We start from the raw sequence: 24,170 nt of genomic DNA, 5'->3' as shown, positions 1-24,170 counted from the left end.
TATTTTTTATTAAAAATCTGTTAATTCAAATAGTTACGAATTCTCCCTTGTACTTCCTATTATTCTTCGTTACAATGTCCTTTATATAAAGAATAATGTATCTATCAAGTGGACAAGGAGTGTGAACGATGAAACAGACCATTACCGTAGGATTATTAGGGTTAGGAACGGTCGGCGGCGGGGTCATTGAGATTCTGCGCGATCATAAAGAACGTATTCAGCATAAAACAGGGTGTGACGTCACGATTAAATCTGTACTTGTGAGTGACTTATCAAAAACCCGTGACCTTCCGACGAGTTCAACAACTCTAACCGATCAATACGAAGACATCACGAGAGACCCTGAAATTGACGTAATCGTAGAGGTGATGGGTGGGATCGATCACACATTAACCATATTATTAGAAGCGATTGAACATGGGAAACACATCGTGACAGCCAATAAGGATTTGATTGCCCAGCATGGTGCTGAATTGTTCGATGCCTGTCAAAAACGAAATTGCGACCTTTATTATGAAGCGAGTGTAGCAGGCGGTATTCCGATTATTCGCTCCATTTTAGATGGATTATCTTCTGATCGCATTCGTAAAATGATGGGAATCGTCAATGGTACGACCAACTATATCATGACAAAAATGTCTCAAGATGGTGCGGACTTTGACAGCATATTAAAGGAAGCGCAGGATCTTGGATTTGCAGAGGCTGATCCAACCGCAGATGTGGATGGGCTGGACGCTGCAAGGAAAATGACGATCCTTTCTATTCTCGGTTTTTCTATGCCTTTCAATTTAGAGGATGTAGAAGTAAAAGGAATTCGTGGACTTTCTCTTTCTGATATTAAGTATGCAGAAGAACTTGGCTATCGAATCAAACTTATCGGAATCGCAGAAAATGATGATTCCGGCGTTTCGGTAAGTGTTGAGCCTGCTTTACTTCCGATTCATCATCCGCTTTCTAACGTCAATGATGAATTTAATGCGGTGTATGTCTATGGAGATGCGGTAGGAGAGACGATGTTCTATGGTCCTGGTGCAGGAAAACTTCCAACGGCTACAGCAGTTGTTTCCGATTTGATTGCTGTCTTAAAAAATATTCGTCTTGGAACGACAGGAACGGCTTATGTACAGCCACAATTCCCTAAACAGGTGAAACCGAAGTCAGAACAGCTCTCTAAAAAATATATTCGACTGCATGTGCTTGATCAGGCTGGTATGCTGAATGAAATCACACAGATTTTTGCGCAGTATGATATTTCCTTTGATCAGATTATCCAGCGTTCTTCTGATAACGAAGACGAACGTGAACTGATGATGGTGACTCATAAAGTAAGTGAAGAGGATTTTGCTAAAGCGAGACAGGAGCTTGAACAGCTTCACTCAATTAGACACATCGACAGCATTTTCCGTGTAGAAGGAGGAGACTGATATGTGGCAAGGACTGCTGCATCATTATCGTGAATTTTTACCTGTTACTGAAAACACACCACGTTTAACATTGCATGAGGGTAATACGCCGCTCCTCCCGATTCCTACCATTTCTGAAGAACTTGGAATCGAAGGTTATGTCAAAATTGAAGGTGCAAACCCGACGGGATCCTTTAAGGATCGCGGCATGGTAATGGCGATGGCTAAAGCGATCGAAGAAGGATCGAAGGCCGTTATTTGTGCTTCAACAGGAAACACTTCCGCTTCCGCAGCTGCCTTTGCTGCTCGTGCAGGACTTCGCTGTATCGTCGTTATTCCTGATGGAAAAATTGCGCAAGGGAAACTGGCGCAGGCAGTTATGTACGGGGCTGAAATTTTCGCTATCAAAGGGAACTTTGATCAGGCGTTGAAGATGGTTCGTGAACTTGCAGAGCGCGAACCGGTAACGCTCGTAAACTCGGTCAATCCTTATCGTGTAGAAGGACAAAAGACAGCTGCCTTTGAAGTGTGTGAAGCACTCGGGGAAGCGCCTGATGTCCTCTCTATCCCTGTAGGAAACGCCGGTAATATTACGGCCTACTGGAAAGGCTTCAAGGAATACCATGAACGCCATGGTACGAAACTTCCCAAAATGATGGGGTTTGAAGCCAGTGGTTCTGCGGCTATCGTACGTAACCGGGTGATTGAAGATCCAGAAACCCTTGCTACTGCCATCCGTATCGGCAACCCTGCGAGCTGGACGAAAGCACTGGATGCTCGTGATCAATCCGGCGGTTTGATCGATGAAGTCACAGATGAAGAAATCGTAGAGGCTTACCAGCTGCTTGCACAAAAGGAAGGAGTTTTTGCCGAACCTGCTTCCTGTGCGTCTATCGCAGGTATGATCAAAAAGGTGAAGAATGGAACGATTCCACAAGGCTCCAAAGTGGTCCACGTATTAACAGGAAACGGCTTGAAAGATCCGGTGACAGCAATGGATACAAGCCCTGTCAAACCGACTGTCATTGAAAATGATATTGAGCACTTTGCAGAAGCTGTGACAGGTGTAAAATCATGAGTTCCTTTCAAATCCGGGTTCCGGCTACGTCGGCAAATTTAGGGCCGGGATTCGACTCGATCGGAATTGCACTATCCAAACATGTCACGATGGATTGTGAGCCTGCTGATGAATGGTTCTTTTCTGTACCTGAAAAAGATAAGCCTTATATCCCGTCAGGTGAAGAAAATCTTGTTCATAAAACAGCCCTTTATACAGCGAACTTGTACCGTTTCGAATCGCTGCCGCCGCACCATGTCGAGATGACGAATGATGTGCCTATCGCACGCGGTCTTGGCAGTTCCTCAACTGCTGTTGTAGGCGGTATTGAACTTGCTAATCATATCTTGGACCTGCAGTTGAGCAAGTACGAAAAGCTGAAGATCGCCTGCGAAATTGAAGGTCATCCTGATAACGTCGCACCAGCTATTTATGGCGGCATCATAGTTGCCAGCTATGATGGCGATAACCTTGATTTTGTTCGTTTTGAAAAAGGACTGGATGAGTTAACGTGGCTCGCTGTCATTCCTGATTTTCATTTGGAAACAGAGAAGGCGCGAGAACTTTTGCCAACCGAAATGAGTTATAAGCATGCGGTTCATGCAAGTGGAACAGCGAACGTTCTAGTTGCTGCTCTTGCTGAACAGAACTGGACCCTCGCAGGAAAAATGATGACGAGAGACCAGTGGCACCAACCGTACCGCAAAAACTTAATCACAGGCTTTGACGAAGTCGAAACAACGGTACTCGGTGGAGGGTCACTCGGTATGTATATCAGCGGTGCAGGCCCGACTATGGTTGCCTTATTCGACCAACTTTCTGCTCAGCAACTGCATCAGCTGACTACGTCTCTGTCTGACTACAAAATTGAAGCACTACATGTTAATATTCAAGGTGCTGAAACCATCTCTTCACACCTTCAAACTAATTAAAACAAACCCCAGCGCGACTCATCCGCTGGGGTTTCTGTTTTTCCATTTGTAAAAAAGCAAAATCCCCAATCCAGCCGTTAATGCACCGCTTCCATCTAAAAGGACATCTCCTGCGTACGGTGTCCGGTTTGGTGTCAGTGACTGATGAAATTCATCAAACGCTGCGTAAGCCATCGTAATAAGAAAAGCGATGCTCAACAGCTTCCATACTCTCTTATGTAACCATTGCAGCAATGCCATAAAAGTGGTCCACATGAGAAGAAGGTAAATAGAAAAATGAGCGCCTTTTCGGATGAAAAATTCAATCATTCCATCTACTCCATGTGTTTCGACACTAACTTTCTCGTTATGGTAGGTAAACTGGATTGGTTCTAAAAATGGTTTTATTGTTTCGATCGGTAAATACTGACTTAACGTTGGCCGTAAATCTTGTTCTTCATAAGGCTGTGAGGAAGATATAAACAAGATCACCATGATTGATAATGGCACGGCCGTATATAGTACTTTTTTTAACATCATTGCCCCCTGTTACTAGACTTACTAAAACTTTATCATTTTATATATTATCAAAATAGTAAAAAAATCATAACTTATACTATTAATCATACATAAACTTGTATACAATATATTTAGATACACGAAAAAGTGGGGGATTTATAAATGGCGAAGAGAAGTAAACAATATGATTACGATCTTAGCGAAGTAAAGCGATTGATTGGAGATACAGATAAAAACTATCGCGAAATCTCCGCTGAGACAGGCTGCCCTTATGCCAGTGTCGTTTATCATGGCCGTAAAATACGCGGTCGAGTGAACCGGACACGCAATGTGGAAGCCCATGAAATCAGTCCGCAATTGATTCAGCCCATTGGTGAGGAAGCGAAGGAAGAGCGCTCCATAATGTCTGGCGGGACAAACTTGAGCATTTCCAGAAACAATGTCCTTATCGAAGATGCTGAAAGAGAAGCTGCACGGATGATTAAAGCAGCTCATGCACTAGGTCTCAACAAGATTAATATTACAATAGAAAAATAAAACGGAAGTCCTGATGTTCTCAAACGTCAGGGCTTTTCTAATCCCTCAAAAGAGAGCTGCTTCAGCTTTTTACGGGCATGTCTTCCCCAGTTTTTCACCGCATCTCTAGTGACTCCTTCAAGCTTGGCGATCTGTTCTACCGACAGGTCATGAATAATGAAGTAGTACACCCATTTCCACTGATTATCAGTTAAAACCTCTTTAATTTTCTTCCATAAGTAATGATCGTTAATTTCGTCTTCTATGATATAGCCTTTTTCATGCAATACTTGGGATTGATAGATATCTTCTATCTCTTTGCTTCTTGAGTCTTTACGGATCTTATCGATTAACGCATTCCGGATCTTCCAGCTAATGTATGTAGAAAAAGAACCTAGACTTTCGTCATACGTTTCATAGGCTTTCCATAACGCAAATAAAGCTTCTGCAAAAAAGTCCTTGTTGCCATCGTTAATATGTAAGCTTCTGATGTGATAATGGATCAATTTCTCGTTTTCTACTACGACCTTCTCAAATTCCTGATCATCCATCATTGAACAACACCTCATCTTTTTAACATTTCTAACCTATAATCGTTTTAAATTTAATTTTTGGTGTCATAAAATGATGAACTTTTTTATTTTGTCTATAAAAGTGGGTAAAAAAACGATTTTTACTATTCCTTTTTATTTTCAAACCATAGATAATAGGGACTATATAAGAAAGGAGTGACCTATGAAAACAATTCAATCGTTTCAAGACCATGCCCTATTAATTTATTCTACGCTTCACAAGTTGAACATCCCCGAGCCGTTCGACGATTATTATCAAGAAGCCTACCTCGTTTACCAAAAAAGTGTCCGAACCTACAACCCCTCTCGCGCTAAATTCACCACGTACTTCGTCTACAAGCTAAACCATCATATACGCGACCTTTTGAAAAAAGAGCAGAGTTACAAGTCAATCGTTTTCTATACTCCTCCCTCACCCAATCCTGATGAAACTCTCCATGAGCAATCTCTTCTTTATGACCTCGAGAACCATTCGAATTTGACACCGCAGGAAAAGTCGGTTTTCTTGCTCACCTATCAGGGCTTTACCATCAAAGAAATAGCCCATAAGATGGAAGTAAGTGAATCAACCATTAAACGGAGACGAAAGAACATCAAGGAAAAGACCCAGGGGCTCTTGTTTATGGTGGAAGATAATAGGGAAAAAGAATCTTTATAACCTAAACGGAGGAGTTATTTTGGAACAATCATCTAGATCTTTGGTCCCCTTAGTAAACATCTGGCTTGATGACACCCCAACTACTTACACTCATGCATTCCTGGAAAAATTAGCATACGAATGGATGGTAGAGATCGTTAATCCCTTCCCCATCCCCCTAATGGAGGATAAAGAATTTGTGATTCAAATTTCTATTGAACAGGATGATGGTGTGTTATATTCTTCCATCGATATCCAATCGTACTATATCGAGCAAGGGAATGAATTTACCATCTACCGTTTTTATATGTACCCTCCTGATTAAAAGGGAACGTCAGGCGCCTGCTTGCCCTGGCGTTTTTTTCTTGCGGAAAATAGATGATATAATGAAAAGCAGGTTAATGAAGAAAGGAAGAGTATCGTGTATTACTTGCTATTTGCCTTATTTTTCGCAGGCTATGTACTCGTGGGGACATTCACTGACCTGGTTGAAATGTCTACTGTTGCTACGGTGTTATCTGTAGCGCTTATTTTTACTAATATTTATATGTATTTTAAATCGAAGAAAGAGGAGAAGGAAAAGAGTCAGAAGAAAGAATAGGCTTTTATCCTATATTTCAATCCTATGAAAAAAGCTTGAGGACGGAAGTAGGTCCTCAAGCTTTTTTGTTAGGTTAAAATATTGAGCGTAATCGGGATAGTGATAATACTCAAGAGCGTTGTGATGAGTGTAATGCTTGATACGAGTTCAGGTTTGGAATCGAACTGGACCGCATACATCGTCGTTGTGGCAGCTGATGGCATCGCTGCAGAAATAATCAGGACATTCACCATCACATCACTCATTGGCAGAACAATCGTAATCAGCCAGGCAAGCATCGGTGATCCGAGCAGCCGAACTGTCGCTGCATAAGAGATTTTATCCCACGAAAGGTTATTCACCGTGATGTTAGCCAGCTGCATACCAAGGATGATCATTACGGTTGGAATTGTGGCATTCCCGACAAGGTCGATACTGGACATCAGGTTTTCTGAGACGGGAATGTTGGCGTATTTCATCACGAGGGCAATCCACACCGCATGCGTCGGCGGCATCTTCAGAACGGTTTTTATCGCCATACTCATGCCTGCTGCCCCCTTCGCAGCATAATAGACACCGAAGAAATTCATGACGATCTGTTGAAGTACCATGAAGGACACTGAATAAACGAAGCCCTCTTCGCCAAAGGCGAACAGAACGATAGGCGCACCGTAATTCCCTGCGTTCATGAACGCAGTTGATAGAATAAGCCCACTTTCCGTTGGAGTATCATAACGAAGCAATTTAGCTGCCAATTTATCGATCAGTAGGATGCCGAATAATAGGAGAGCGGAAAACACAACCATCATTAAGTAATCCCGATCGAAATCTGCTTCATAGAAGGTTTTGAAGACAAGGCAGGGCAGCATAATATAAAGAGCGACCGTTGAGATCGATTTTATTTCTAGCTTTAATATTTTTTGCAGGGCATAGCCTGCGAAAAAGACGAGTACGACAGGTAGTACAACTTGGAAGAATATCGTCAAAGCTCTTCCCTCCTGTTACATAAATTCTTTAGAACTCTACTAGTTTATCAAATAATAAAAAGATTACATAACATACCACCTCACCAAAATTTGTCACCTCAGGTCATCCAGAATCTGGATGACCTGAGGTGACAGGTTTTTACATTTTTATTGGTTTTGCAGGAAATAGATAGGCGAGTAGCGAAGATTACTAGGATCGATTAAAACTAGAAAGGATGATTTTATGGGCAATCCCAGGCGTGTCTGGTTTCCACACGCAAGCTATCATATCACAGCCAGAGGAAACCGAAAAACAGATATCTTTTACGATCACTATGATCGGATCTTCTATTTAAAGCTCCTAGAAGAAGCGAAACACAGCTACCCTTTTTACCTTCATACTTATTGCCTTATGACGAACCACGTCCATCTCCTCATCGAAACGATAGACCATCCCCCGGGTTTATTCATGAAACAAATCCACTCACAGTATGCGATGTACTTCAACCGAAAATACGATTATGTCGGACATCTCTTTCAGGGTCCATATAAAGCAGAACTTCAGGGAGATATTAATGCACTGCTTCAAGTCAGCCGTTATATCCACTTAAATCCTTGCCGCGCCCTGCTGACATCAAAACCTGAAGACTACCCCTGGAGCAGCTATCCTCACTATTTATCGCTTCGTTCTCCTTCCAAACTTGTAACAACTTCAAAGATCCTCTCCCATTTCAGAGATTCTCAACAGTATGAGTTTTTCGTTCAATTAGCAAATCGAACCACCTCAGGTCATCCAAATTCTGGATGACCTGAGGTGGTCTAAAAGTTGGTCTAAAAGGGAGCCTATTTTCATATTTTTATAGATTAGATAAATATGCTGATGATGAGGGATACTCCAAATCCGACAAAGGCGATGATTGTTTCCATGACTGTCCAGGATTTCAGCGTATCTTTCTCGGATAGTCCGAAGAAACGGTTTACCATCCAGAATCCTGAGTCGTTGACGTGAGAGGCGATGGTTGCACCTGATGCAATGGTGATTACGAGCAGGGCAAGCATAGGTCCACCGATACCCAGCGTATCAAGAACAGGTGTAATTAAGCTCGCTGCAGTAACCATAGCTACGGTTGCTGAACCTTGAGCTATTCGTACGGCTGAAGCAACTAAGAACGCAAATACAAGGATCGGCATGTTCAAATCACTCATCGTATTAGCCAGTACATCGCCAATTCCCGTTTCAACCAGTACTTGACCAAACACGCCACCGGCACCGGTGATAAGGATGATGATTCCGGCAGGCTCAAGGGCTTTTGTGGCGATTTCCTGAATATCTTCTTTTGAATAACCGCGGCGTGTACCGAGTAGGTAGAACGTTAGTAGCGCAGTAATTGTCAAGGCAACACCAGGGTTACCGATAAACGTCACAACGGATAGAGCTGTACTTCCTTCTTCCAGCATCACACTGCCAAACGTATTTAATAGGATAAGGAACAATGGAAGCAGTATGAGACCTGCAATCATCCCAAAGCTCGGCAAGTCTTTGTCATATGTCTTCCCTTTTGCTTCTTCTGCCATATTCTGAAGCATAATCTTCGGTACTTTTACATGAATTTTCTTAGAAATGTATGTTCCGAATACAGGTCCTGCAATAATCGCTGCCGGGATACCTGCCATTAGACCAAATAAAATGACCCAGCCGATATTTGCACCTAATAGCGATGCAACAGCAATCGGTCCAGGGGTCGGAGGAACGAAGCTGTGCGTAACTGCTAAACCAGCCAATAGCGGAATTCCGTAATAAAGCAGTGATTTTCCTGTTTTCTGAGCCAAACTATACAAAATAGGAACTAAAATAACAAAAGCAACATCCAAAAATACAGGAATTGAAATGATAAAACCAGTTAATACAAGGGCCCAATTGACACGTTTTTCTCCAAACTTGTCCATTAACGTAAGAGCAAGTCGTTCTGCTCCACCTGAAACCTTGAGAATTTCACCGAACATTGCACCGATACCAATAATGACCGCTATCTCGGCGACTGTTCCTCCCATCCCGTCATTTACGGCTTTAAATACTTCCGATGGGCTCATTCCAGCCAATAATCCGATAATATAACTGACAACAATCAACGCAATGAATGCCTGCAATTTTGTGCGAATAACTAGAAATAGAAGTAAAGCAACACCAAATGCAGCCAGTAAAATCAATCCTACTGTAGACATTTCGTCATCTCCTTTTTTAAAATAGATTCTTTCATATTAATGAGCCAGAAACTTCTTAAAACGCGTCCAAAATCGTTCGTGATTCTAAAGATGTAAAAATCTACTTACCATTCAGCTAAGGTTCCATCTGAATGACGCCAGATTGGATTTTTCCACTGATGCCCCTCTTTGGCTGCTTCTTTGACATACTCTTCATTTATTTCAATACCAAGACCGGCCCCTGTTGGGATCTTAACCGCTCCATTCTCATACTCAAAGATTGTCGGATCAACAAGATAATCTAGCAGGTCACTGCCTTTGTTGTAATGAATTCCAAGACTTTGTTCTTGAATAATACAGTTCGGTGTACAGGCATCTACCTGAAGAGAAGCTGCAAGATTAATAGGTCCAAGCGGCGCATGCGGCGCAACCGCTACATCAAAGGTTTCTGCCATCGCCGCGATTTTTTTCGCTTCCAGGATACCTCCTGTATGTGATAGATCCGGCTGAATAATATCAACGACTCCATCGGTCAACATCTGCTTGAATCCCCAGCGTGTATAATTGCGTTCCCCTGTAGCAATTGGAGTTGTTGTGTGGCTCGCAATCTCTTTGAATGCTTCGAGATTTTCAACAAGCACTGGTTCTTCAATAAACATAGGGCGATACGGCTCCAGTTCTTTCACGAGAATTTTTGCCATCGCTTTATGGACACGCCCATGAAAATCGATGCCTATCCCGAAATCATTGCCTACCGCTTCACGTATAGCGGCTACCCGGTTCACAGCGGCATCCACCTTGGTGTAACTGTCGATATAATTCATTTCTTCCGTTCCATTCATTTTAATCGCTGTAAAACCGGCTTCCGCTTTTTCATTGGCAGCTGAACCAACATCTTGCGGCCGGTCTCCTCCAATCCAGGAGTACACCTGAATACGATCTCGAACAGAACCTCCAAGCATTTCGTAAACGGGCATGTCGTGATACTTGCCTTTAATATCCCAAAGCGCCTGTTCAATCCCTGAAATCGCACTCATTAAAATCGGTCCGCCACGGTAAAAACCACCGCGATAAAGCAGCTGGAAATGATCTTCAATTTTTCTAGGATCCTGGCCAACTAAGTAATCCATCAACTCGGTGACACATGCCGCCACTGTATGGGCTCTTCCCTCAACAACAGGTTCTCCCCAACCGCTGATTCCTTCATCTGTTTCTATTTTTAAAAACAACCAGCGCGGGGGAACTTGATAGAGTTTGAAATCTGTAATTTTCATAGATTACACATCCTTTATAGATTCAACGAATTGTTGGGCTTTCTCCGTTATAGCTTTCAGAGTCTCTTCATTAACGGGCTGCTTCGTATTCACTAGAGCACTGCCAAGCCCAGCGGCAACCGCACCCTTTTCAAAATATTCGCGAACGTTGGATAAATCGACGCCACCTGTAGGCATCAATGGAATGTGCGGCAGAGGACCATGGACATCTTTGATATAACTCGGTCCCACTGTTCCAGCAGGGAAAATCTTGATCATATCAGCTCCGTGTTCATAAGCGGTTAAAATTTCCGTCGGAGTCAATGCGCCAGGAATGCTTACGACACCGTAACGCTTGGTCAGCTGAATCGTTTCAGTGTCAACGGTTGGAGAGAAAATAAAGCTTGCGCCGGCCATAATGGCTGCTCTAGCGGTCTCTGAATCCAACACCGTACCCACACCGACAATTAATTGATCGCCGAACTCTTCATTAATCTTCTGGATCCATTCATTCACTTGAGGTGTATCCGCTGTCACTTCAAGAATATGTACACCACCTTCATGAAGAGCTCTTGCAATCGACAGAATCTCTTCACCTCTTGCCCCGCGAATGACAGCGACAAGCTTATGTTCCATCATTCTTTGTAACGTGTCCGTCATCTTGATTTCCCTCCTTATCGATCCACATCTTCTTTGTCTGTTTGATTTATAAAAGCTATTAACCTTTGTTTATCAGGAAGGCCTTCGACATCTCCTTCCACCATCGTTGCCATGGCTCCGACGGCATTACCTCTCCTGACCGCTTCTTTCCATTCAAGATCATCCACCAATCCTGATAAACAGCCAGCGGCAAAACCATCACCAGCCCCAACTGGATCGACGACCTCATCAACAGGAAATCCTTCAACAAATCCTTTTTCGTCTTCAGAAAGTGCGTAAGCCCCTTTTTTTCCAAGTTTGATCACGACCTTTGAGGCTCCCTGTTCATAAAACGCTTGGGCGAGCGATTCTGGTGTTAACGGACCGAATATAAACTCTGCTTCATCAATGCCCGGCAGCACCACATCAGCTTTTTTCGCCAATTCACGAATCACTTCTTTCGCCCTGTCTTCTTCCCAAAGCTTTCGGCGCAAGTTAGGGTCAAATACTACGGTTACCCCATTCCTTTTGGCATAATCAATAGCTGTTAAAACGGTTTCATAACAATCCTCACTAAGCGCTGGTGTAATCCCCGTTACATGCAAAAACTTCGCTTTTGCTAAATACGCTTCATCCAAATCTGCCGGTGACATTCGACTAGCGGCCGAGTCTTTACGATAATAGTTCACCCTTAGTTCATTAGCGGTTATTTTCTCTTTAAAATAAAGCCCTGTTGAAGCTGATTGGTCAAAATGGACCTGAGTGACATCTACTCCTTCGCCACGTACAAAGGAATGAATTTTTGTACCGAACTCATCTTCCCCGAGCCGGCTGATCCAGCCAGCCTTGTGTCCCAGTCTAGAAAGTCCGATAGCGACGTTTGATTCAGCACCGGCTACTTTGGCTGAAAAATCACTAGCATATCGCATAAGTCCTGAAGATTTAGGAGAAAACAATACCATTGATTCTCCTAATGTAATGACATCCATCCGATTATTCCCCTCCTTTTCTGAACCCTGCCCTTTCAGAGATTGTTTTAGCTGTCTTCAATAACTCCTCAACGATTTCTTCACTGCGCGGGTATACTCTATCTTTCGGTCCAGAAACACTGACTGCTGCCACCATTTCCCCCGAAGCATTGTAGACAGGAGCCGCTAAGCAATAAAGTCCACTCTCATTTTCTCCGTCATCAATGGCATAGCCTTGTTTACGAAATACGGAAAGCTGTTCATTCAATTCATGCTTATTCGTAATGGTGTTTGATGTAATGGCTGGCATCTCCATGTCAGCCACTATATTTTCTTTGACAGGCTCCGGTAAAAAAGCGAGAAAGGCTTTTCCAAGGCCTGTACAATACATCGGCTTCCGCATCCCTATCTGAGCGCTTGTACGCACGGACCTGGGATTGTCTATTTTGGCCACATATACAAGCTCCTGTTCGATCATTACAGCCATAAATACCGTTTCTTCCACCTGTTCCATGAGCTTTCGGAGGTGTGGCTGGGCCTCTGTGTTAATATCAAGCGTTTGCAAAGCCCTTGTACCAATTTGAATCAGCTTCGGTCCAAGCTTGTAGCTCTTTCGCTCGGTAACGAGTAACAATCCTCTTTTTTCTAATGTTTGCAGCAGATGGTACGTACTGCTTTGAGGAAGGCTTAGCTTGTTTGCAATTTCCTTAAGCGTCAGCCCATCCGGAAAATCCTTTAGTAAATCTAATATATCGATTACGCGATCAGCGGATTTCACTGTCATTTCTTAACCTCCCAAAATTCACATATGTGAATTCGTTTCTTGTATGTGAATTTAAATTAAGGTTAGCATAATAAAACGCTTTCATCAATGAAATTTTCTTAATAAATCCTTTTGAAAGAAAAAAATTTCTTCGACGGTTTCTTTTATTTGAAAATTTTTTCGTATACAATAGAATTAAGTTGAAGACCAATTAGGAGGAAATACCATGCTTGAAGCACCAACCAAACACGTCATCAGTCGTATTCGTTCATCTTATAGTCAATTTAGTGAGAAAGAGAAATTGATCGCTGATTATATATTGGAGAACAAAGAACAAATTGTTCACTCTACGATCAACCAAGTCGCTGATGATCTTATGGTCGCTGATGCAACCGTTTTCAGATTCTGCAAGAGGTTAGGTTTTAAAGGTTATCAGGCGATGAAAATCGCACTAGCCTCAGAAATCGTCAATCCGATCAAAGACATTCATGAAACCATCAAAGAAACAGACAGCGATTTAGAAATTACTGAAAAAGTTTTTCAGGCAAATATTAGAGCTCTTGAGTCCTCTAGAGATGTCCAAAATCCTGAAAGCTTGGCAAAAGCTATGGATTTATTAATTGAAGCAAATCGTGTTTACTTCTATGGAAGCGGCGGATCTGGCATCCTCGCTCAAGATGCCCAGCATAAATTTATCCGCACAGGGATGGACACGCATGTCTACACGGATTCCCACCTTCAATTAATGTCGGTTTCCCAATTGAAAGAAGGCGATCTTGCTGTCGTGTTCTCTCACACAGGGTCAAATAAGGACATTCTTGACATCGTGGATATTGCGAAAGACAGAGGCGCAAAAACCATCGCCATTACGAATTTCGCGAAATCTCCATTAACGAAACGTGTCGATTTGAGTTTATATACGGTAGCACAGGAAACAGAATACCGTTCAGAGGCCTTAGCATCTCGAATTGCAAGTTTGTCACTGATCGATTCACTGTTTGTCAACTATAGTGTGAAGATGAAAGAACAGGCACAGGAATCAACCCAGCGCATGAGAGATGCCATTTCAAGAAAAAGAGTTTAGAAAGGACGTCATCAATGAATTCATACGTGATTGGACTGGATATTGGAACAACCAGCGCAAAGTCAGTGATCTTTGATCGTGAAGGTCATGTAAAAGGAGAACATGAAGTCGGCTATCCTCTCTTGCATCCGCAAAACGGGTACGCAGAACAGGATCCGGTTACGATTGAAGAAGCAGCTTTGGAAGCCATTTTTGTGAGTAAGGAAGCAGCAGGGATTGAGGCCAGCGAGATTTCTGGTGTTGGAATTTCTGCTGCGATGCACTCCCTGATCTGTATCGACAGAAGTGGTGAGCCGCTTTCCCCCTCTATCATATGGGCGGATGCCAGAAGTGCGGATCAGGCAGCCGTTTTAAAAGAGCACCATGCACATTTATACATGAATTCAGGGACACCTTTGCATCCAATGTCCCCTTTATCCAAGCTGATTTGGATGAAAGAGCATATGTATGCTCCACACGAAGCGGCTGACTATTTTGTGTCGATTAAAGAATTTCTTTTGTATCGCTGGTTCGGTGAAAAAGTCGTCGATTATTCCATTGCAGCAGCGACTGGAATGTTTAATATCAAAGAACATCACTGGGACGAGGAAGCCTTAAACCTTGCTGGTATCGATACAGGTCAGTTATTTGAGGCCGTATCTCCAACTCATACTCTGAAAGGCATGAAAGCTGAAGCTGCTGGAAAATCGGGTTTGAATGAGGATACTCCTTTTGTAATCGGAGCCAGTGACGGTCCTCTTGCGAATCTGGGTATTGGAGCGATTGAACCGGGAGAAACGGCTATCACGATCGGGACAAGCGGGGCAATCAGACAGTTTGCCACAGAGCCTCTCCTTGATGAAAAACAAGAAATCTTCTCCTACAGCTTTACAGAAGATTTATGGATTACCGGCGGCCCATCCAATAACGGCGGCATTGTCCTCGCTTGGCTGCAAAAGCTTTGGGATGGTGACCAGGATGCTTATAGCGTTGAGCAGTTAAGTGAAATGGCTGAGAGCGTGCCTGTTGGAGCCGACAATTTACTCTTCCTTCCTTACATAAACGGGGAACGTGCCCCGTTCTGGAATGCAGAAGCAAAGGGGTCTTTTATTGGTCTTACGCCTACGCACGATAAGGAACACATGACCCGCGCAGCCATGGAAGGAGTCATATTCTCGATTCTTCATATCGGAAAAGCCCTTGAACGTTTAGGGAATAAACACCAGAAGATATACGCAAGTGGAGGCTTTGCCCGTTCTTCCGTCTGGGTACAGATGCTTGCAGACATGTTTAATACAACCATTTATCTTCCGAAGAGCCACCAAAGCTCCGCATGGGGCGCTGCCTGGCTTGCGCTTTACAGTCTTGGTGAAGTAGAGAAGCTTGCCGATATCAAAAGCTCGATCCCGATGGACAAGGAGTGTAAACCGAATGTGGACAACCATGAAAAATATCAAGAACTGTTCCAGGTTTACGAAGGCTTATCCGCTACCCTTCAACCACACTTCTCTAAGCTCCACCAAATGAACAAATAAAACATGAAAATGGAAATGAAAACCACCTCAGGTCATCCAGAATCTGGATGACCTGAGGTGGTATTTTTTTCCTTATTCTTTTTCTGTAATGTGTTTTAAGTAGTACTCGAACACGAGGTCAGCGAGCATCATAAGAGAAGACCTTGCTGATACGTCGTAGCCTTCGTAGGAGACTTTTTGCACCGGAGCACTAATCGCAAAACGTACATATTCATTCAAGTGGCTGTCAGGGTTATTGGTGACGGCGACGGTCTGGACATTCAAATGATCAAGCTTATCTGCCGCCTTCAGCAAGGTATTTGTCTCACCGCTTGAAGAAATAAAGATGACAAGATCATTTTTGCCAATCCAATTGCTGATTAAATCGACCATATGCGATTCATAAATATACGTTGAAGATCGGTTCATCTGCATAAGACGCTTGCTCAAATATTCTCCGATCATTTTCGTCAACCCGACGGATATAATAACGATCCTTTCCGCCTCCTCAATCGATGAGGCAATCCGCTCCAGATCATCAGGGTTCAAACGTCCAAGACTATCGGTAATATCTTTCTGGTATCGCTCAATCGGATCCATATTTTCAGGCAGCGAAGTCTGTTCCATGCCTTTTAAAAAGTACTTGAATTCCGAAAAGCCTTCAAATCCGAGTTTATGGCAAAGTCGGATGATGGTCGTCGTACTGACACTGTTTTCTTCCGCCATTTTTGTTAACGGCATCGTTTTCGAAGCATCTAAATGATGTTCAATATAATAGAGAACATGTTTTTCCGAATGCGTGAGCTCAGGCAAGGCGTTAGAAAAAGCATCTAGTAGTTTTCCCATAATCGAGGCTCCTTTTTTATCAAACTGTATCGAGTATATCAAGAACATGTACAATTGTACATTTCCTGTATAACCACTTGTCGTCATCCTATGTTACAAATGTATTAGAGACAAATGAAAACACTTTCATATATTAATTTTTGAGAAGAGGGTGAAGGATATGCAACTCGCACAAATGACCGAACAATCTTTAATTCGGTACGATTTGAAAGAGACGAAAAAAGAAAATGTGCTTTGGAAGCTGTCAGAACAACTCTACCAACAAGGCTACGTCACTTCGACTAAAGCCTTTTATGAAACCGTTTTAGAACGGGAGGAAATATCCGCAACAGGAATGGAAGCTGGCCTTGCGATCCCACACGGGAAATCTTCCGCTGTGAAAAAAGCCGGGTTTGCAGTCGCGCGACTGGACAATCCGATTGACGATTGGGAAAGCATTGACCCGAACAACAAGGTTGAGCTTGTGTTCCTATTAGCCATCCCTGATGGAGAAGCTGGATCGACTCACTTGAGCTTGCTTGCTGAATTGAGTACACGCTTGATGGATAAAGATTACTACAACAGCCTGATGAAGGCGAAAAATCCAGAAGAATTCCTTGCTGCTCTTGATCACGATGAAAAACCAGTAAAAGAAGAGCCGCCGCAAGAATACACGAAAACTGTTCTTGTCATTACCGCATGTGCCGCTGGGATCGCTCATACTTATATGGCTGCGGAAGCCTTAGAGCAAGCCGGAAAAAAACTTGGCGTTAAAGTGTACAGTGAAAAACAAGGCGCCAATGGCTTAGAAGATGCCCATTCGCCAGAACGTATCAAAGAAGCTGATGCTATTATTTTCGCAACGGACATTTCTCCAAAAGGGAAAGAGCGCTTCAAAGGGCTTCCTTACGTACAAACACGTGTAGCTGCTCCGTTAGAACGCGGGGAAGAATTAATCCAACAAGTCTTAAACAATCCAGATGGAACGGTGCAATCCAACGGTGAAGAAGAATCCAGTTCCTCCAGTCCTCAGAAAAAGCAAGGCATTCTTGCTGAAATGGCACAAGCGATCATGACCGGGATTTCTTACATGATTCCTGTTATCGTTGCTGCTGGTTTAATGATGGGGATTGCGAAGTTGGGATCGATTCCATTCGGTCTTGTTAACGAAATCAACGATATTAGCTATGCAACAGCTGAAAATGAATTATTTAAGATTTTGCACTACCTCGATAAGTTCGGATTTATGATTTTCCAGTTTATGTACCCGATCTTTGCAGCGTTTACCGCTTACGCTTTAGCTGATCGTGTTGGTATTGTTCCTGGTTTTATCGGCGGATTGTTCGCCGCTGGAATCCATTACCGCTTCTGGGGTATAGAAGAAGGTATTCCATCTGGTTTCTTCGGAGCCTTAATCCTCGGTTTAGCGGCTGGTTATATTGCTAAGATCCTGAATGAAAAAATCAAACTGAACAAAAACTTCCAGGCGATGAAGCCGATGCTGATCATCCCTGCGATTAGTGTCCTATCTGTATTCTTACTGAACTTTTACATTGTCGATCCGGTCTTTGGCGGCTTGAACGAGCTGCTTCGTAACACCATTGAATCTGCACAGGAATCCGGCGAGGTCGTGCTCTCTACGATCATCGCAGCAGCTACGGCCTTTGACTTAGGCGGACCGATCAATAAAGCCGCGGGTGCGATTGCGATTGGCCTTGCAGGTGACCAGATTTTCCCACTGACACCCCGTGTGCTTGCGATCGTTATTCCACCAATCGGACTTGGACTTGCCACTGTCCTTGACCGCTATGTTGTCGGTCGTCGTGTATTTGACGAAAACTTGCGCATCACCGGGAATACGTCGATTTTACTTGGACTGATTGCCATCAGTGAAGGAGCGATTCCATTTATGCTCCGTAATCCGATTATCACGATTCCAATCAACATTATTGGAGCGATTATCGGTTCGGTTACCGCCGTCCTTCTAGGGGCTGTTCAATGGTATCCACTGCCTGCCTTCTGGGGCTGGCCGCTCGTTGACAACCTGTGGGCTTATATTGTCGGACTGTTAGCCGGTACTTTATTCATCGCACTGGCAAACATCTTCGTCCGCTTCACGTTGATCAAACGAGGACGCATTCAAATCTAAATTTTGACCACAGCCAGTCCGGCCGTTAGGGCTGGCTGCATCCTTAAGGAGGACCATGGCTATGTCTAAAAAACGTGTGTATGTCGTTCCCCACTCCCACTGGGATCGGGAATGGTATTTTACTATAGAAGATTCGAATCTACTACTTGCAGAAAATATGGATCACCTGATCGAGTTATTAGAAGAAAATTCAGACTACCACGGGTACGTCTTCGATGCTCAAATCTCTGTCGTCGAAGAATACTTGAAAGTACGTCCGCACAACAGCGACCGACTTCGTTCTCTGGTTGAATCCAAACGAATTTTCGTCGGACCGTGGTACACGCAGGCCGATTCGCTGCTTGTCCACAAAGAGTCCCTCGTCCGCAACCTTTTATACGGAGTGAAAGGCGCAGAAAAAATGGGTCATTCGATGAATATCGGCTACCTTCCGGACATTTTCGGTCAAAACCACTACCTCCCTTCTCTGTTCAAAGGGTTCGGGATCGATTACGCAATCTTGCAGCGTGGCGTTTATACCGATCAGCTGGATGAGAATTTGAACTTCCGCTGGCAATCTCCGGACGGTGAAGAGGTTCAAGCGAACTTGATGAAGCTTGGGTACGGACCAGGGAAATTCCTAAGCGCAGATGAAGATTTCCACAAAGACCGTCTGCAGCCGATGCTGGATACACTTGCAACCCTAAATCGTGATACGAATCGTCTGCTTCTTCCTTCCGGGGGTGATCAGGTGCTTGTTCGTGATCACTTCCCTGAAACGGTCGAGAAATTAAATGCCAATGACGACCGCTATGAATATGTGCTGTCTGATTACGAAACATTCATGGAAGATACATGGCAAGAAACGTCGTTTGATCACGTGATTGAAGGTGAATTGATCGCAACAGAAGGGTCCCGCATCCACAATACAATCAGCTCCCAGCGTTATGACATTAAAAAATGGAATCACATTGTCGAGCACAAGATCATTAATCAACTGGAGCCTCTAGCGACCATCAGACATTCTCTCGGTCTGCGTTACCCACAGGAGTGGCTCGACGACATGTGGAAAAACCTTTTCGATGTTCACGCTCACGACAGTATCGGCGGATGTAATTCCGATGATACCAATGAAGACATTATAAAAAGACTTGTAAAGATCAATCGTCAGGCAGACGGATTGATGAACATGATCAAACGCCAGATTACGAAAGCCGTCAGCGAAGAAACGGGAAGCGAAGACATTTTTGTGGTGTTCAATACGATGCCTAAGTCCCACCAGAAGTCTGTTGAAACCGTCCTATTTACGAAAGATCGAGATTTTGATGTGCATCAACTTGATGGGCAACGGCTTTATTACAGTATTCGTAAACAAGACTATTTAAGCGGCGGGAAGAAAATTGTCGTAACCGCTGAAGGCGATAAGGAAGTTGAAATCCCAGGATACTACCGGACGGAAGTCCATATCGCAGATGTAGAAGTACCTGCTCTCGGCTATACGACCTTGCAGATTGTAGAAGGTGCTGAAGATGCAGACCTTCTGGCTTCATCAGAAGCTGATACAATCGAAAACCACTCGTACGTGGTATCGTTCTCAGACGGGAAAATGAAACTTACAGAAAAGGATTCTGAATTATCAGTTGAAAACTTCATTCAATTTGAAGATACCGCAGATGCTGGTGATTCGTACGATTACTCTCCACTACCAGGAGACGAAGCGATTCTTACAAGGGAAGCAAAATTAATAGGTGTTAGAAAATCTTCTTTTGTTGAAGAAATGACGATCGAACACGAGCTGTTTTTGCCTGTAGACCTAGACAGTCGCAAAGTAGGTGTGAAGGATGCTCCTTTTACAATAAGAACCGTTCTCGAGCTGCGTAAAGAGGAAGATCTCCTCCGCGTTAAGCATGAGATTGATAATAGTGTCCATGACCATCGTGTAAGAGTATTGGTGCAAACACCAGTAGAACAGCCAGCGACTTCTATAGCTGATCAAGGGTATAGTTTAATTGAACGATCTTCCGAAAATCCTCGTATGGACATTTGGAGAGAGCAAGGGTATAAAGAAGCGCCTGTCCCTATTTATACCGTCGAGCAGTTCGCCGGTGTGGAAAGCGACCAGGGTTCCCTTGCTGCTTATACTAAAGGTCTCAAAGAATATGAAGTTCTGAAAGAGAAAGGTCAATTGGCTTTAACCTTATTCCGCAGTGTCGGTCTGCTTGGACGAGACGATTTAGAATGGCGTCCCGGCCGTGCATCCGGCATTAATAATAAAGTAGTCACAACACCTGATGCACAAATGGAAGGTGAAATGTCGTTTGATTATGCGATTCAACTGTCAGGAGATCGCCTTGATGCGACAACTCTTTTCGAAACAGCCGATCATTACAATGAGCGTTATGTCACTTACCAGCATCAGTCCCTGAACACATTTGAAGAAAGGCTGGATCGGTTTGAAATCCCACAGCCAGTGAAACACCTCCCAGGTGACTATTCACTCGTGAAGCTAGACAACGAAAACCTTTTTGTAAGTGCCGTGAAAAAAGCTCATGACGGAAAAGACATTGTCATGCGCGTCTATAACCCTACTCAAGATTCCGTTGAAGTGGATGTGCGTGGAGATCGTATCGGAAGCCTTACTAGTGTCAACCTAGCAGAAGTGACGATAGACGATGCTCCTCACACTGTATCCGCAAAAGGATTCCAAACCATTCAATTTTCTGTGGAAGGAGACCTTTCATTATGAGCCAGGACTTAATGAAGAAAATTAAAAACCACCTAAATGAAATTTACGGAGAGGTTCGTGCCAAAGATCTCCGCCAATTCGAGCAATTGATTGCCCAATGGTCAGAAAAGGAATGGATGACACCAGCAGCACCTGCAGAGAGAAACGTGTATTTGATCACCTATGGTGACAGCATCTATGAAGAGGGCAAGCCGACTTTGCCTGCCCTCCAGCGTTTTTTAAAAGAAGAAGTAGGCGATGCGATTACTGACGTTCACTTGCTCCCTATGTTTCCCTATACCTCAGACGATGGATTTTCGGTAACCGATTACCGAAAAATCCATTCTGACCTTGGGGATTGGGGCGACATTCGCTCCTTTTCTAAGGATTACCGGATGATGTTCGATTTCGTTGCCAACCATATGTCCCAGTCAAGTGAATGGTTCCAGGGCTATCTGAATGAAGATCCAAAGTTTAAAGGTTTTTTCATTCCTAAAGATGATTCATTTGATGCGAGTCAGGTGGTTCGCCCACGCACATCTCCATTGTTCCATGAATATGAAGGCCATGATGGCACAAAAACAGCCTGGACGACGTTCAGTAAGGACCAGGTAGATGTAAACTTTAAGCACTTCCCTGTATTGTTGGAAATGACAGACATTCTTCTTGATTACGCTCACCAGGGAGGTACGAGCATCCGACTTGATGCGATCGGGTTTATATGGAAAGAATCCGGAACAAGCTGTATCCACCTGCCGCAAGCGCACGAAATTATTAAGCTGTGGCATACGGTGATCAATGCGTTTCAACCGAACACCCAAATCATTACCGAAACAAACGTCCCACATAAAGAAAACATCAGCTACTTCGGTGATGGGACAAATGAAGCGAACATGGTCTATCAGTTCACCCTGCCCCCTCTTGTACTTTATAGCTTTATGAAACACAATGCCAAAAAGCTTACGGACTGGGCGAAAACGATTGGTAAAGTGTCAGATGAGGCGACATACTTCAATTTCCTTGCCAGTCATGATGGAATTGGTATGCGCCCGACCGAAGGAATTTTGTCAGAGGGTGAGAAGCAAGAACTCGTTGATCAGGTAAAACGCAACGGTGGAGAAGTTTCCTATAAGAGCAATCCAGACGGAAGCCAATCTGTGTATGAATTGAACATCAATTACTCAGAAGCGCTAAAAAATGAAGGCGAAGATGTAACCGAAAAGGATGAAGTTGAAAAGATGCTTGCCGCTCACTCGATTTTACTATCTGTCATTGGTGTACCTGCCATTTACTATCATTCCTTGCTCGGTTCGAAAAATGACTATGAAGGATTGAATAATTCCGGCATCCCGCGAAGGATTAACCGGGAGAAACTTGAGCTTTCACACATTCGTAAAGAGTTGAATGATGATACTAGAAGAAACGGCATTTTCACAGGGTTGAAGGAAATGATTGGAGTAAGACAAGCAGAGCCTGCCTTTTCTCCTTATGCAGATCAAGAGGTACTCGAGCTCGATGAGAGAGTATTCGCACTTGTACGGTCCAATCAAGAGACAGGTGATCAGGTATTCTTCGCTGTGAACACCTCACGAGAAGAGGTAACGATTTCTTTACCGTTTGAAGGGATTGACCTGGTAAAGAATCGGAATACAAGTGGAACGATTACCCTTCCTCGCTACGGATTCAAATGGATTAAGAAAGGTTAAGGTTGGAGGTTTTTCAAATGAAAATTGTGATCGCTCCAGATTCTTTTAAAGGATCTCTTTCTGCTTTTAGCGTGAGCGAAGCAATGGCGGAAGGTGTTCGAAACGTCGATGCTGAAGCTGATGTAGTCACTGTCCCCATGGCAGACGGAGGAGAAGGATCCATCGAGGCTTTAGAAAAATGGGTATCGAAAGAGATCCCCGTTAAAGTCAAAGGTCCTGCAGGTGATGGCCTTGATACCAGCTTTGTAATCCTTCCCTATAACGGGAATGAAACAGCTTTTATCGAATGCGCTAGAAGTACAGGCATTACTCTCGTTCCTGATGAAAAGCGTAACCCTTTTGCCTTAAACTCCTATGGACTAGGCGAGCAAATTCGTGCAGCCATCGAAAACGGCTGCCGCGACCTCGTCGTATCGCTCGGCGGCAGTGCAACGACTGACGGCGGTACGGGGCTTTTACAAGCACTAGGATATCGCTTTTATGATTCCTCTGGTCAGCTGCTTCCTGATGATCGAAATATCTTAACAGAAATCGATGATATGGATGATAAAGAAGTGATGGAAGAGCTTGCCGAATGTTCCATCACGATCGCTCCAGATGTTACGAATCCTTTTTACGGTAAGAATGGAGCGGCTTATGTTTACGGTCCGCAGAAAGGCGCATCTGAAGAGGACGTCATGCAGCTTGATGCGGGGCTGGAGCGCTTTTCTGGGGTCGTACAAAAGGCCACAGGAAGACACTTGCAAGAAATTCAAGGGGCTGGAGCTGCCGGTGGACTTGGCGGAGCTCTAGCTGGAGTTCTCGGTGCTGAGATGAAATCAGGATTTGATGTTATTGCAGAATTAGTAGGTTTGGAAACCCTATTAGAAGATGCTGATCTCGTGTTGACGGGTGAAGGAAGCTTAGATGCGCAATCCGCCCACGGGAAAGTGCCTGTCTCTGTAGGGAAAATTGCCAGGAACTATGATGTGCCTGCTGTAGCATTGGCAGGAGTTGTCGATGTAGAAGGGTCTTATGAAGAATTGACGGCCGTCTTCTCCATCCAATCCGGCCCATGTTCATTGGCAGAAGCTCTCGATCACAGGACAACATACAAAAATATAAAGCATACAACAAAACAAATCCTAAGCTTATGGACCAAATAATTGATTTCCACCACAAATAACCCCCTCAGGTCATCCAGATTCTGGATGACCTGAGGGGGTGTTTATTTCTATATTCCAT

At 43.8% G+C, this 24,170-nt stretch carries 23 protein-coding genes; 14 read left to right on the top strand and 9 right to left on the bottom strand.

Features of this window, described 5'->3' with window-relative positions; genetic code table 11:
• Nucleotides 1-128 precede the first annotated feature (128 nt).
• The 3 genes from ACRYKC_RS16610 to thrB are packed head-to-tail and all read left to right on the top strand — an operon-like array spanning nucleotide 129 to nucleotide 3,392.
• Complete coding sequence (locus tag ACRYKC_RS16610) at nucleotides 129-1,424, top strand: homoserine dehydrogenase (RefSeq protein ID WP_433808343.1); 1,296 nt, start codon at nucleotides 129-131, stop codon at nucleotides 1,422-1,424.
• Between the two features lies 1 nt (nucleotide 1,425).
• Nucleotides 1,426-2,481, top strand: coding sequence for a threonine synthase (gene thrC / locus ACRYKC_RS16605; RefSeq protein WP_433808341.1), 1,056 nt, complete (start codon nucleotides 1,426-1,428; stop codon nucleotides 2,479-2,481).
• A complete protein-coding gene (gene thrB, locus ACRYKC_RS16600) occupies nucleotides 2,478-3,392 on the top strand; it encodes a homoserine kinase (RefSeq protein WP_433808339.1) in 915 nt (304 codons plus the stop codon). Before thrC ends, thrB begins: the two co-directional genes overlap by 4 nt.
• Before the next feature lie 18 nt (nucleotides 3,393-3,410).
• Here the strand turns inward: thrB and ACRYKC_RS16595 are convergent, their stop codons facing one another.
• Complete coding sequence (locus ACRYKC_RS16595) at nucleotides 3,411-3,908, bottom strand: VanZ family protein (protein ID WP_433808337.1); 498 nt, start codon at nucleotides 3,906-3,908, stop codon at nucleotides 3,411-3,413.
• 144 nt (nucleotides 3,909-4,052) lie between these two features.
• Between ACRYKC_RS16595 and ACRYKC_RS16590 the strand changes: the two genes are divergently transcribed.
• Entirely contained in the window at nucleotides 4,053-4,427 is a 375-nt protein-coding gene (locus tag ACRYKC_RS16590) for a hypothetical protein (protein WP_433808335.1), read from the top strand.
• A 26-nt stretch (nucleotides 4,428-4,453) separates the two neighbouring features.
• Here the strand turns inward: ACRYKC_RS16590 and ACRYKC_RS16585 are convergent, their stop codons facing one another.
• On the bottom strand, nucleotides 4,454-4,960 hold the full coding sequence (locus tag ACRYKC_RS16585; protein ID WP_433808333.1) for a sigma-70 family RNA polymerase sigma factor: 507 nt from the start codon (nucleotides 4,958-4,960) through the stop codon (nucleotides 4,454-4,456).
• Nucleotides 4,961-5,141: 181 nt separating this feature from the next.
• On the opposite strand from ACRYKC_RS16585, the gene ACRYKC_RS16580 reads away from it, so the two are divergent.
• The 3 genes from ACRYKC_RS16580 (at nucleotide 5,142) to ACRYKC_RS16570 (ending at nucleotide 6,216) form a co-directional block, all read left to right on the top strand.
• A complete protein-coding gene (locus ACRYKC_RS16580) occupies nucleotides 5,142-5,636 on the top strand; it encodes a sigma-70 family RNA polymerase sigma factor (RefSeq protein ID WP_433808331.1) in 495 nt (164 codons plus the stop codon).
• A gap of 19 nt (nucleotides 5,637-5,655) precedes the next feature.
• Complete coding sequence (locus ACRYKC_RS16575; protein ID WP_433808329.1) at nucleotides 5,656-5,940, top strand: hypothetical protein; 285 nt, start codon at nucleotides 5,656-5,658, stop codon at nucleotides 5,938-5,940.
• 96 nt (nucleotides 5,941-6,036) lie between these two features.
• On the top strand, nucleotides 6,037-6,216 hold the full coding sequence (locus ACRYKC_RS16570) for a hypothetical protein (protein WP_433808327.1): 180 nt from the start codon (nucleotides 6,037-6,039) through the stop codon (nucleotides 6,214-6,216).
• 68 nt (nucleotides 6,217-6,284) lie between these two features.
• On the opposite strand, the gene ACRYKC_RS16565 is transcribed toward ACRYKC_RS16570, so the two are convergent.
• The gene (locus ACRYKC_RS16565; RefSeq protein WP_433808325.1) at nucleotides 6,285-7,181 is read right to left on the bottom strand and encodes an AEC family transporter; all 897 of its coding nucleotides are present in this window, start codon (nucleotides 7,179-7,181) and stop codon (nucleotides 6,285-6,287) included.
• A 223-nt stretch (nucleotides 7,182-7,404) separates the two neighbouring features.
• Here ACRYKC_RS16565 and ACRYKC_RS16560 point away from each other — a divergent pair, with 223 nt between their 5' ends.
• Nucleotides 7,405-7,968, top strand: a complete 564-nt coding sequence (locus ACRYKC_RS16560) for a transposase (RefSeq protein ID WP_433808323.1) — start codon at nucleotides 7,405-7,407, stop codon at nucleotides 7,966-7,968.
• Between the two features lie 56 nt (nucleotides 7,969-8,024).
• Here the strand turns inward: ACRYKC_RS16560 and ACRYKC_RS16555 are convergent, their stop codons facing one another.
• The 5 genes from ACRYKC_RS16555 to ACRYKC_RS16535 form a co-directional block, all read right to left on the bottom strand.
• Nucleotides 8,025-9,383, bottom strand: coding sequence for a GntP family permease (locus ACRYKC_RS16555; RefSeq protein ID WP_433808321.1), 1,359 nt, complete (start codon nucleotides 9,381-9,383; stop codon nucleotides 8,025-8,027).
• A 104-nt stretch (nucleotides 9,384-9,487) separates the two neighbouring features.
• The gene (gene dgoD / locus ACRYKC_RS16550; RefSeq protein WP_433808319.1) at nucleotides 9,488-10,636 is read right to left on the bottom strand and encodes a galactonate dehydratase; all 1,149 of its coding nucleotides are present in this window, start codon (nucleotides 10,634-10,636) and stop codon (nucleotides 9,488-9,490) included.
• A gap of 3 nt (nucleotides 10,637-10,639) precedes the next feature.
• On the bottom strand, nucleotides 10,640-11,275 hold the full coding sequence (locus ACRYKC_RS16545; protein ID WP_433808317.1) for a bifunctional 4-hydroxy-2-oxoglutarate aldolase/2-dehydro-3-deoxy-phosphogluconate aldolase: 636 nt from the start codon (nucleotides 11,273-11,275) through the stop codon (nucleotides 10,640-10,642).
• A gap of 14 nt (nucleotides 11,276-11,289) precedes the next feature.
• Nucleotides 11,290-12,243 carry a sugar kinase gene (locus tag ACRYKC_RS16540; protein WP_433808315.1) on the bottom strand — a complete coding sequence of 318 codons (954 nt, stop codon included), beginning with the start codon at nucleotides 12,241-12,243 and terminating at the stop codon, nucleotides 11,290-11,292.
• A 4-nt stretch (nucleotides 12,244-12,247) separates the two neighbouring features.
• Nucleotides 12,248-13,006: an IclR family transcriptional regulator gene (locus ACRYKC_RS16535; protein ID WP_433808313.1), complete on the bottom strand. Its 759-nt coding sequence runs from the start codon at nucleotides 13,004-13,006 to the stop codon at nucleotides 12,248-12,250.
• A gap of 205 nt (nucleotides 13,007-13,211) precedes the next feature.
• On the opposite strand from ACRYKC_RS16535, the gene ACRYKC_RS16530 reads away from it, so the two are divergent.
• Both ACRYKC_RS16530 and ACRYKC_RS16525 read left to right on the top strand, forming a co-directional pair.
• The gene (locus tag ACRYKC_RS16530; protein ID WP_433808311.1) at nucleotides 13,212-14,069 is read left to right on the top strand and encodes a MurR/RpiR family transcriptional regulator; all 858 of its coding nucleotides are present in this window, start codon (nucleotides 13,212-13,214) and stop codon (nucleotides 14,067-14,069) included.
• A 14-nt stretch (nucleotides 14,070-14,083) separates the two neighbouring features.
• The gene (locus ACRYKC_RS16525; RefSeq protein WP_433808309.1) at nucleotides 14,084-15,583 is read left to right on the top strand and encodes a gluconokinase; all 1,500 of its coding nucleotides are present in this window, start codon (nucleotides 14,084-14,086) and stop codon (nucleotides 15,581-15,583) included.
• Nucleotides 15,584-15,655: 72 nt separating this feature from the next.
• On the opposite strand, the gene ACRYKC_RS16520 is transcribed toward ACRYKC_RS16525, so the two are convergent.
• Nucleotides 15,656-16,408: a MurR/RpiR family transcriptional regulator gene (locus ACRYKC_RS16520; protein ID WP_433808307.1), complete on the bottom strand. Its 753-nt coding sequence runs from the start codon at nucleotides 16,406-16,408 to the stop codon at nucleotides 15,656-15,658.
• Between the two features lie 160 nt (nucleotides 16,409-16,568).
• Between ACRYKC_RS16520 and ACRYKC_RS16515 the strand changes: the two genes are divergently transcribed.
• The 4 genes from ACRYKC_RS16515 (at nucleotide 16,569) to ACRYKC_RS16500 (ending at nucleotide 24,091) form a co-directional block, all read left to right on the top strand.
• Nucleotides 16,569-18,536: a fructose-specific PTS transporter subunit EIIC gene (locus ACRYKC_RS16515; protein WP_433808305.1), complete on the top strand. Its 1,968-nt coding sequence runs from the start codon at nucleotides 16,569-16,571 to the stop codon at nucleotides 18,534-18,536.
• A gap of 61 nt (nucleotides 18,537-18,597) precedes the next feature.
• A complete protein-coding gene (locus ACRYKC_RS16510; RefSeq protein WP_433808303.1) occupies nucleotides 18,598-21,261 on the top strand; it encodes a glycoside hydrolase family 38 N-terminal domain-containing protein in 2,664 nt (887 codons plus the stop codon).
• Entirely contained in the window at nucleotides 21,258-22,946 is a 1,689-nt protein-coding gene (locus ACRYKC_RS16505) for an alpha-amylase family glycosyl hydrolase (RefSeq protein WP_433808301.1), read from the top strand. The genes ACRYKC_RS16510 and ACRYKC_RS16505 overlap by 4 nt, the downstream gene beginning before the upstream one ends.
• A 17-nt stretch (nucleotides 22,947-22,963) precedes the next feature.
• Nucleotides 22,964-24,091, top strand: coding sequence for a glycerate kinase (locus ACRYKC_RS16500; protein WP_433808299.1), 1,128 nt, complete (start codon nucleotides 22,964-22,966; stop codon nucleotides 24,089-24,091).
• Nucleotides 24,092-24,170: the final 79 nt, after the last annotated feature.

It is taken from the genome of Halobacillus sp. A1-3 (assembly GCF_050971765.1).
Lineage (GTDB): Bacteria > Bacillota > Bacilli > Bacillales > Halobacillaceae > Halobacillus > Halobacillus mangrovi_B.
The sequence above is the reverse complement of the archived record's forward strand: the minus strand, read 5'-3'. Positions and strand labels throughout refer to the sequence as shown.

What these genes read in the sequence shown, in the direction of transcription:
- ACRYKC_RS16610 (WP_433808343.1), top strand. Translation starts at nt 129, where the DNA reads ATGAAACAGACCATTACCGTAGGATTATTAGGGTTAGGAACGGTCGGC.
- thrC (WP_433808341.1), top strand. Translation starts at nt 1,426, where the DNA reads ATGTGGCAAGGACTGCTGCATCATTATCGTGAATTTTTACCTGTTACT.
- thrB (WP_433808339.1), top strand. Translation starts at nt 2,478, where the DNA reads ATGAGTTCCTTTCAAATCCGGGTTCCGGCTACGTCGGCAAATTTAGGG.
- ACRYKC_RS16595 (WP_433808337.1), bottom strand. Translation starts at nt 3,908, where the DNA reads ATGTTAAAAAAAGTACTATATACGGCCGTGCCATTATCAATCATGGTG.
- ACRYKC_RS16590 (WP_433808335.1), top strand. Translation starts at nt 4,053, where the DNA reads ATGGCGAAGAGAAGTAAACAATATGATTACGATCTTAGCGAAGTAAAG.
- ACRYKC_RS16585 (WP_433808333.1), bottom strand. Translation starts at nt 4,960, where the DNA reads ATGATGGATGATCAGGAATTTGAGAAGGTCGTAGTAGAAAACGAGAAA.
- ACRYKC_RS16580 (WP_433808331.1), top strand. Translation starts at nt 5,142, where the DNA reads ATGAAAACAATTCAATCGTTTCAAGACCATGCCCTATTAATTTATTCT.
- ACRYKC_RS16560 (WP_433808323.1), top strand. Translation starts at nt 7,405, where the DNA reads ATGGGCAATCCCAGGCGTGTCTGGTTTCCACACGCAAGCTATCATATC.
- ACRYKC_RS16555 (WP_433808321.1), bottom strand. Translation starts at nt 9,383, where the DNA reads ATGTCTACAGTAGGATTGATTTTACTGGCTGCATTTGGTGTTGCTTTA.
- dgoD (WP_433808319.1), bottom strand. Translation starts at nt 10,636, where the DNA reads ATGAAAATTACAGATTTCAAACTCTATCAAGTTCCCCCGCGCTGGTTG.
- ACRYKC_RS16545 (WP_433808317.1), bottom strand. Translation starts at nt 11,275, where the DNA reads ATGACGGACACGTTACAAAGAATGATGGAACATAAGCTTGTCGCTGTC.
- ACRYKC_RS16540 (WP_433808315.1), bottom strand. Translation starts at nt 12,243, where the DNA reads ATGGATGTCATTACATTAGGAGAATCAATGGTATTGTTTTCTCCTAAA.
- ACRYKC_RS16535 (WP_433808313.1), bottom strand. Translation starts at nt 13,006, where the DNA reads ATGACAGTGAAATCCGCTGATCGCGTAATCGATATATTAGATTTACTA.
- ACRYKC_RS16530 (WP_433808311.1), top strand. Translation starts at nt 13,212, where the DNA reads ATGCTTGAAGCACCAACCAAACACGTCATCAGTCGTATTCGTTCATCT.
- ACRYKC_RS16525 (WP_433808309.1), top strand. Translation starts at nt 14,084, where the DNA reads ATGAATTCATACGTGATTGGACTGGATATTGGAACAACCAGCGCAAAG.
- ACRYKC_RS16520 (WP_433808307.1), bottom strand. Translation starts at nt 16,408, where the DNA reads ATGGGAAAACTACTAGATGCTTTTTCTAACGCCTTGCCTGAGCTCACG.
- ACRYKC_RS16515 (WP_433808305.1), top strand. Translation starts at nt 16,569, where the DNA reads ATGCAACTCGCACAAATGACCGAACAATCTTTAATTCGGTACGATTTG.
- ACRYKC_RS16510 (WP_433808303.1), top strand. Translation starts at nt 18,598, where the DNA reads ATGTCTAAAAAACGTGTGTATGTCGTTCCCCACTCCCACTGGGATCGG.
- ACRYKC_RS16505 (WP_433808301.1), top strand. Translation starts at nt 21,258, where the DNA reads ATGAGCCAGGACTTAATGAAGAAAATTAAAAACCACCTAAATGAAATT.
- ACRYKC_RS16500 (WP_433808299.1), top strand. Translation starts at nt 22,964, where the DNA reads ATGAAAATTGTGATCGCTCCAGATTCTTTTAAAGGATCTCTTTCTGCT.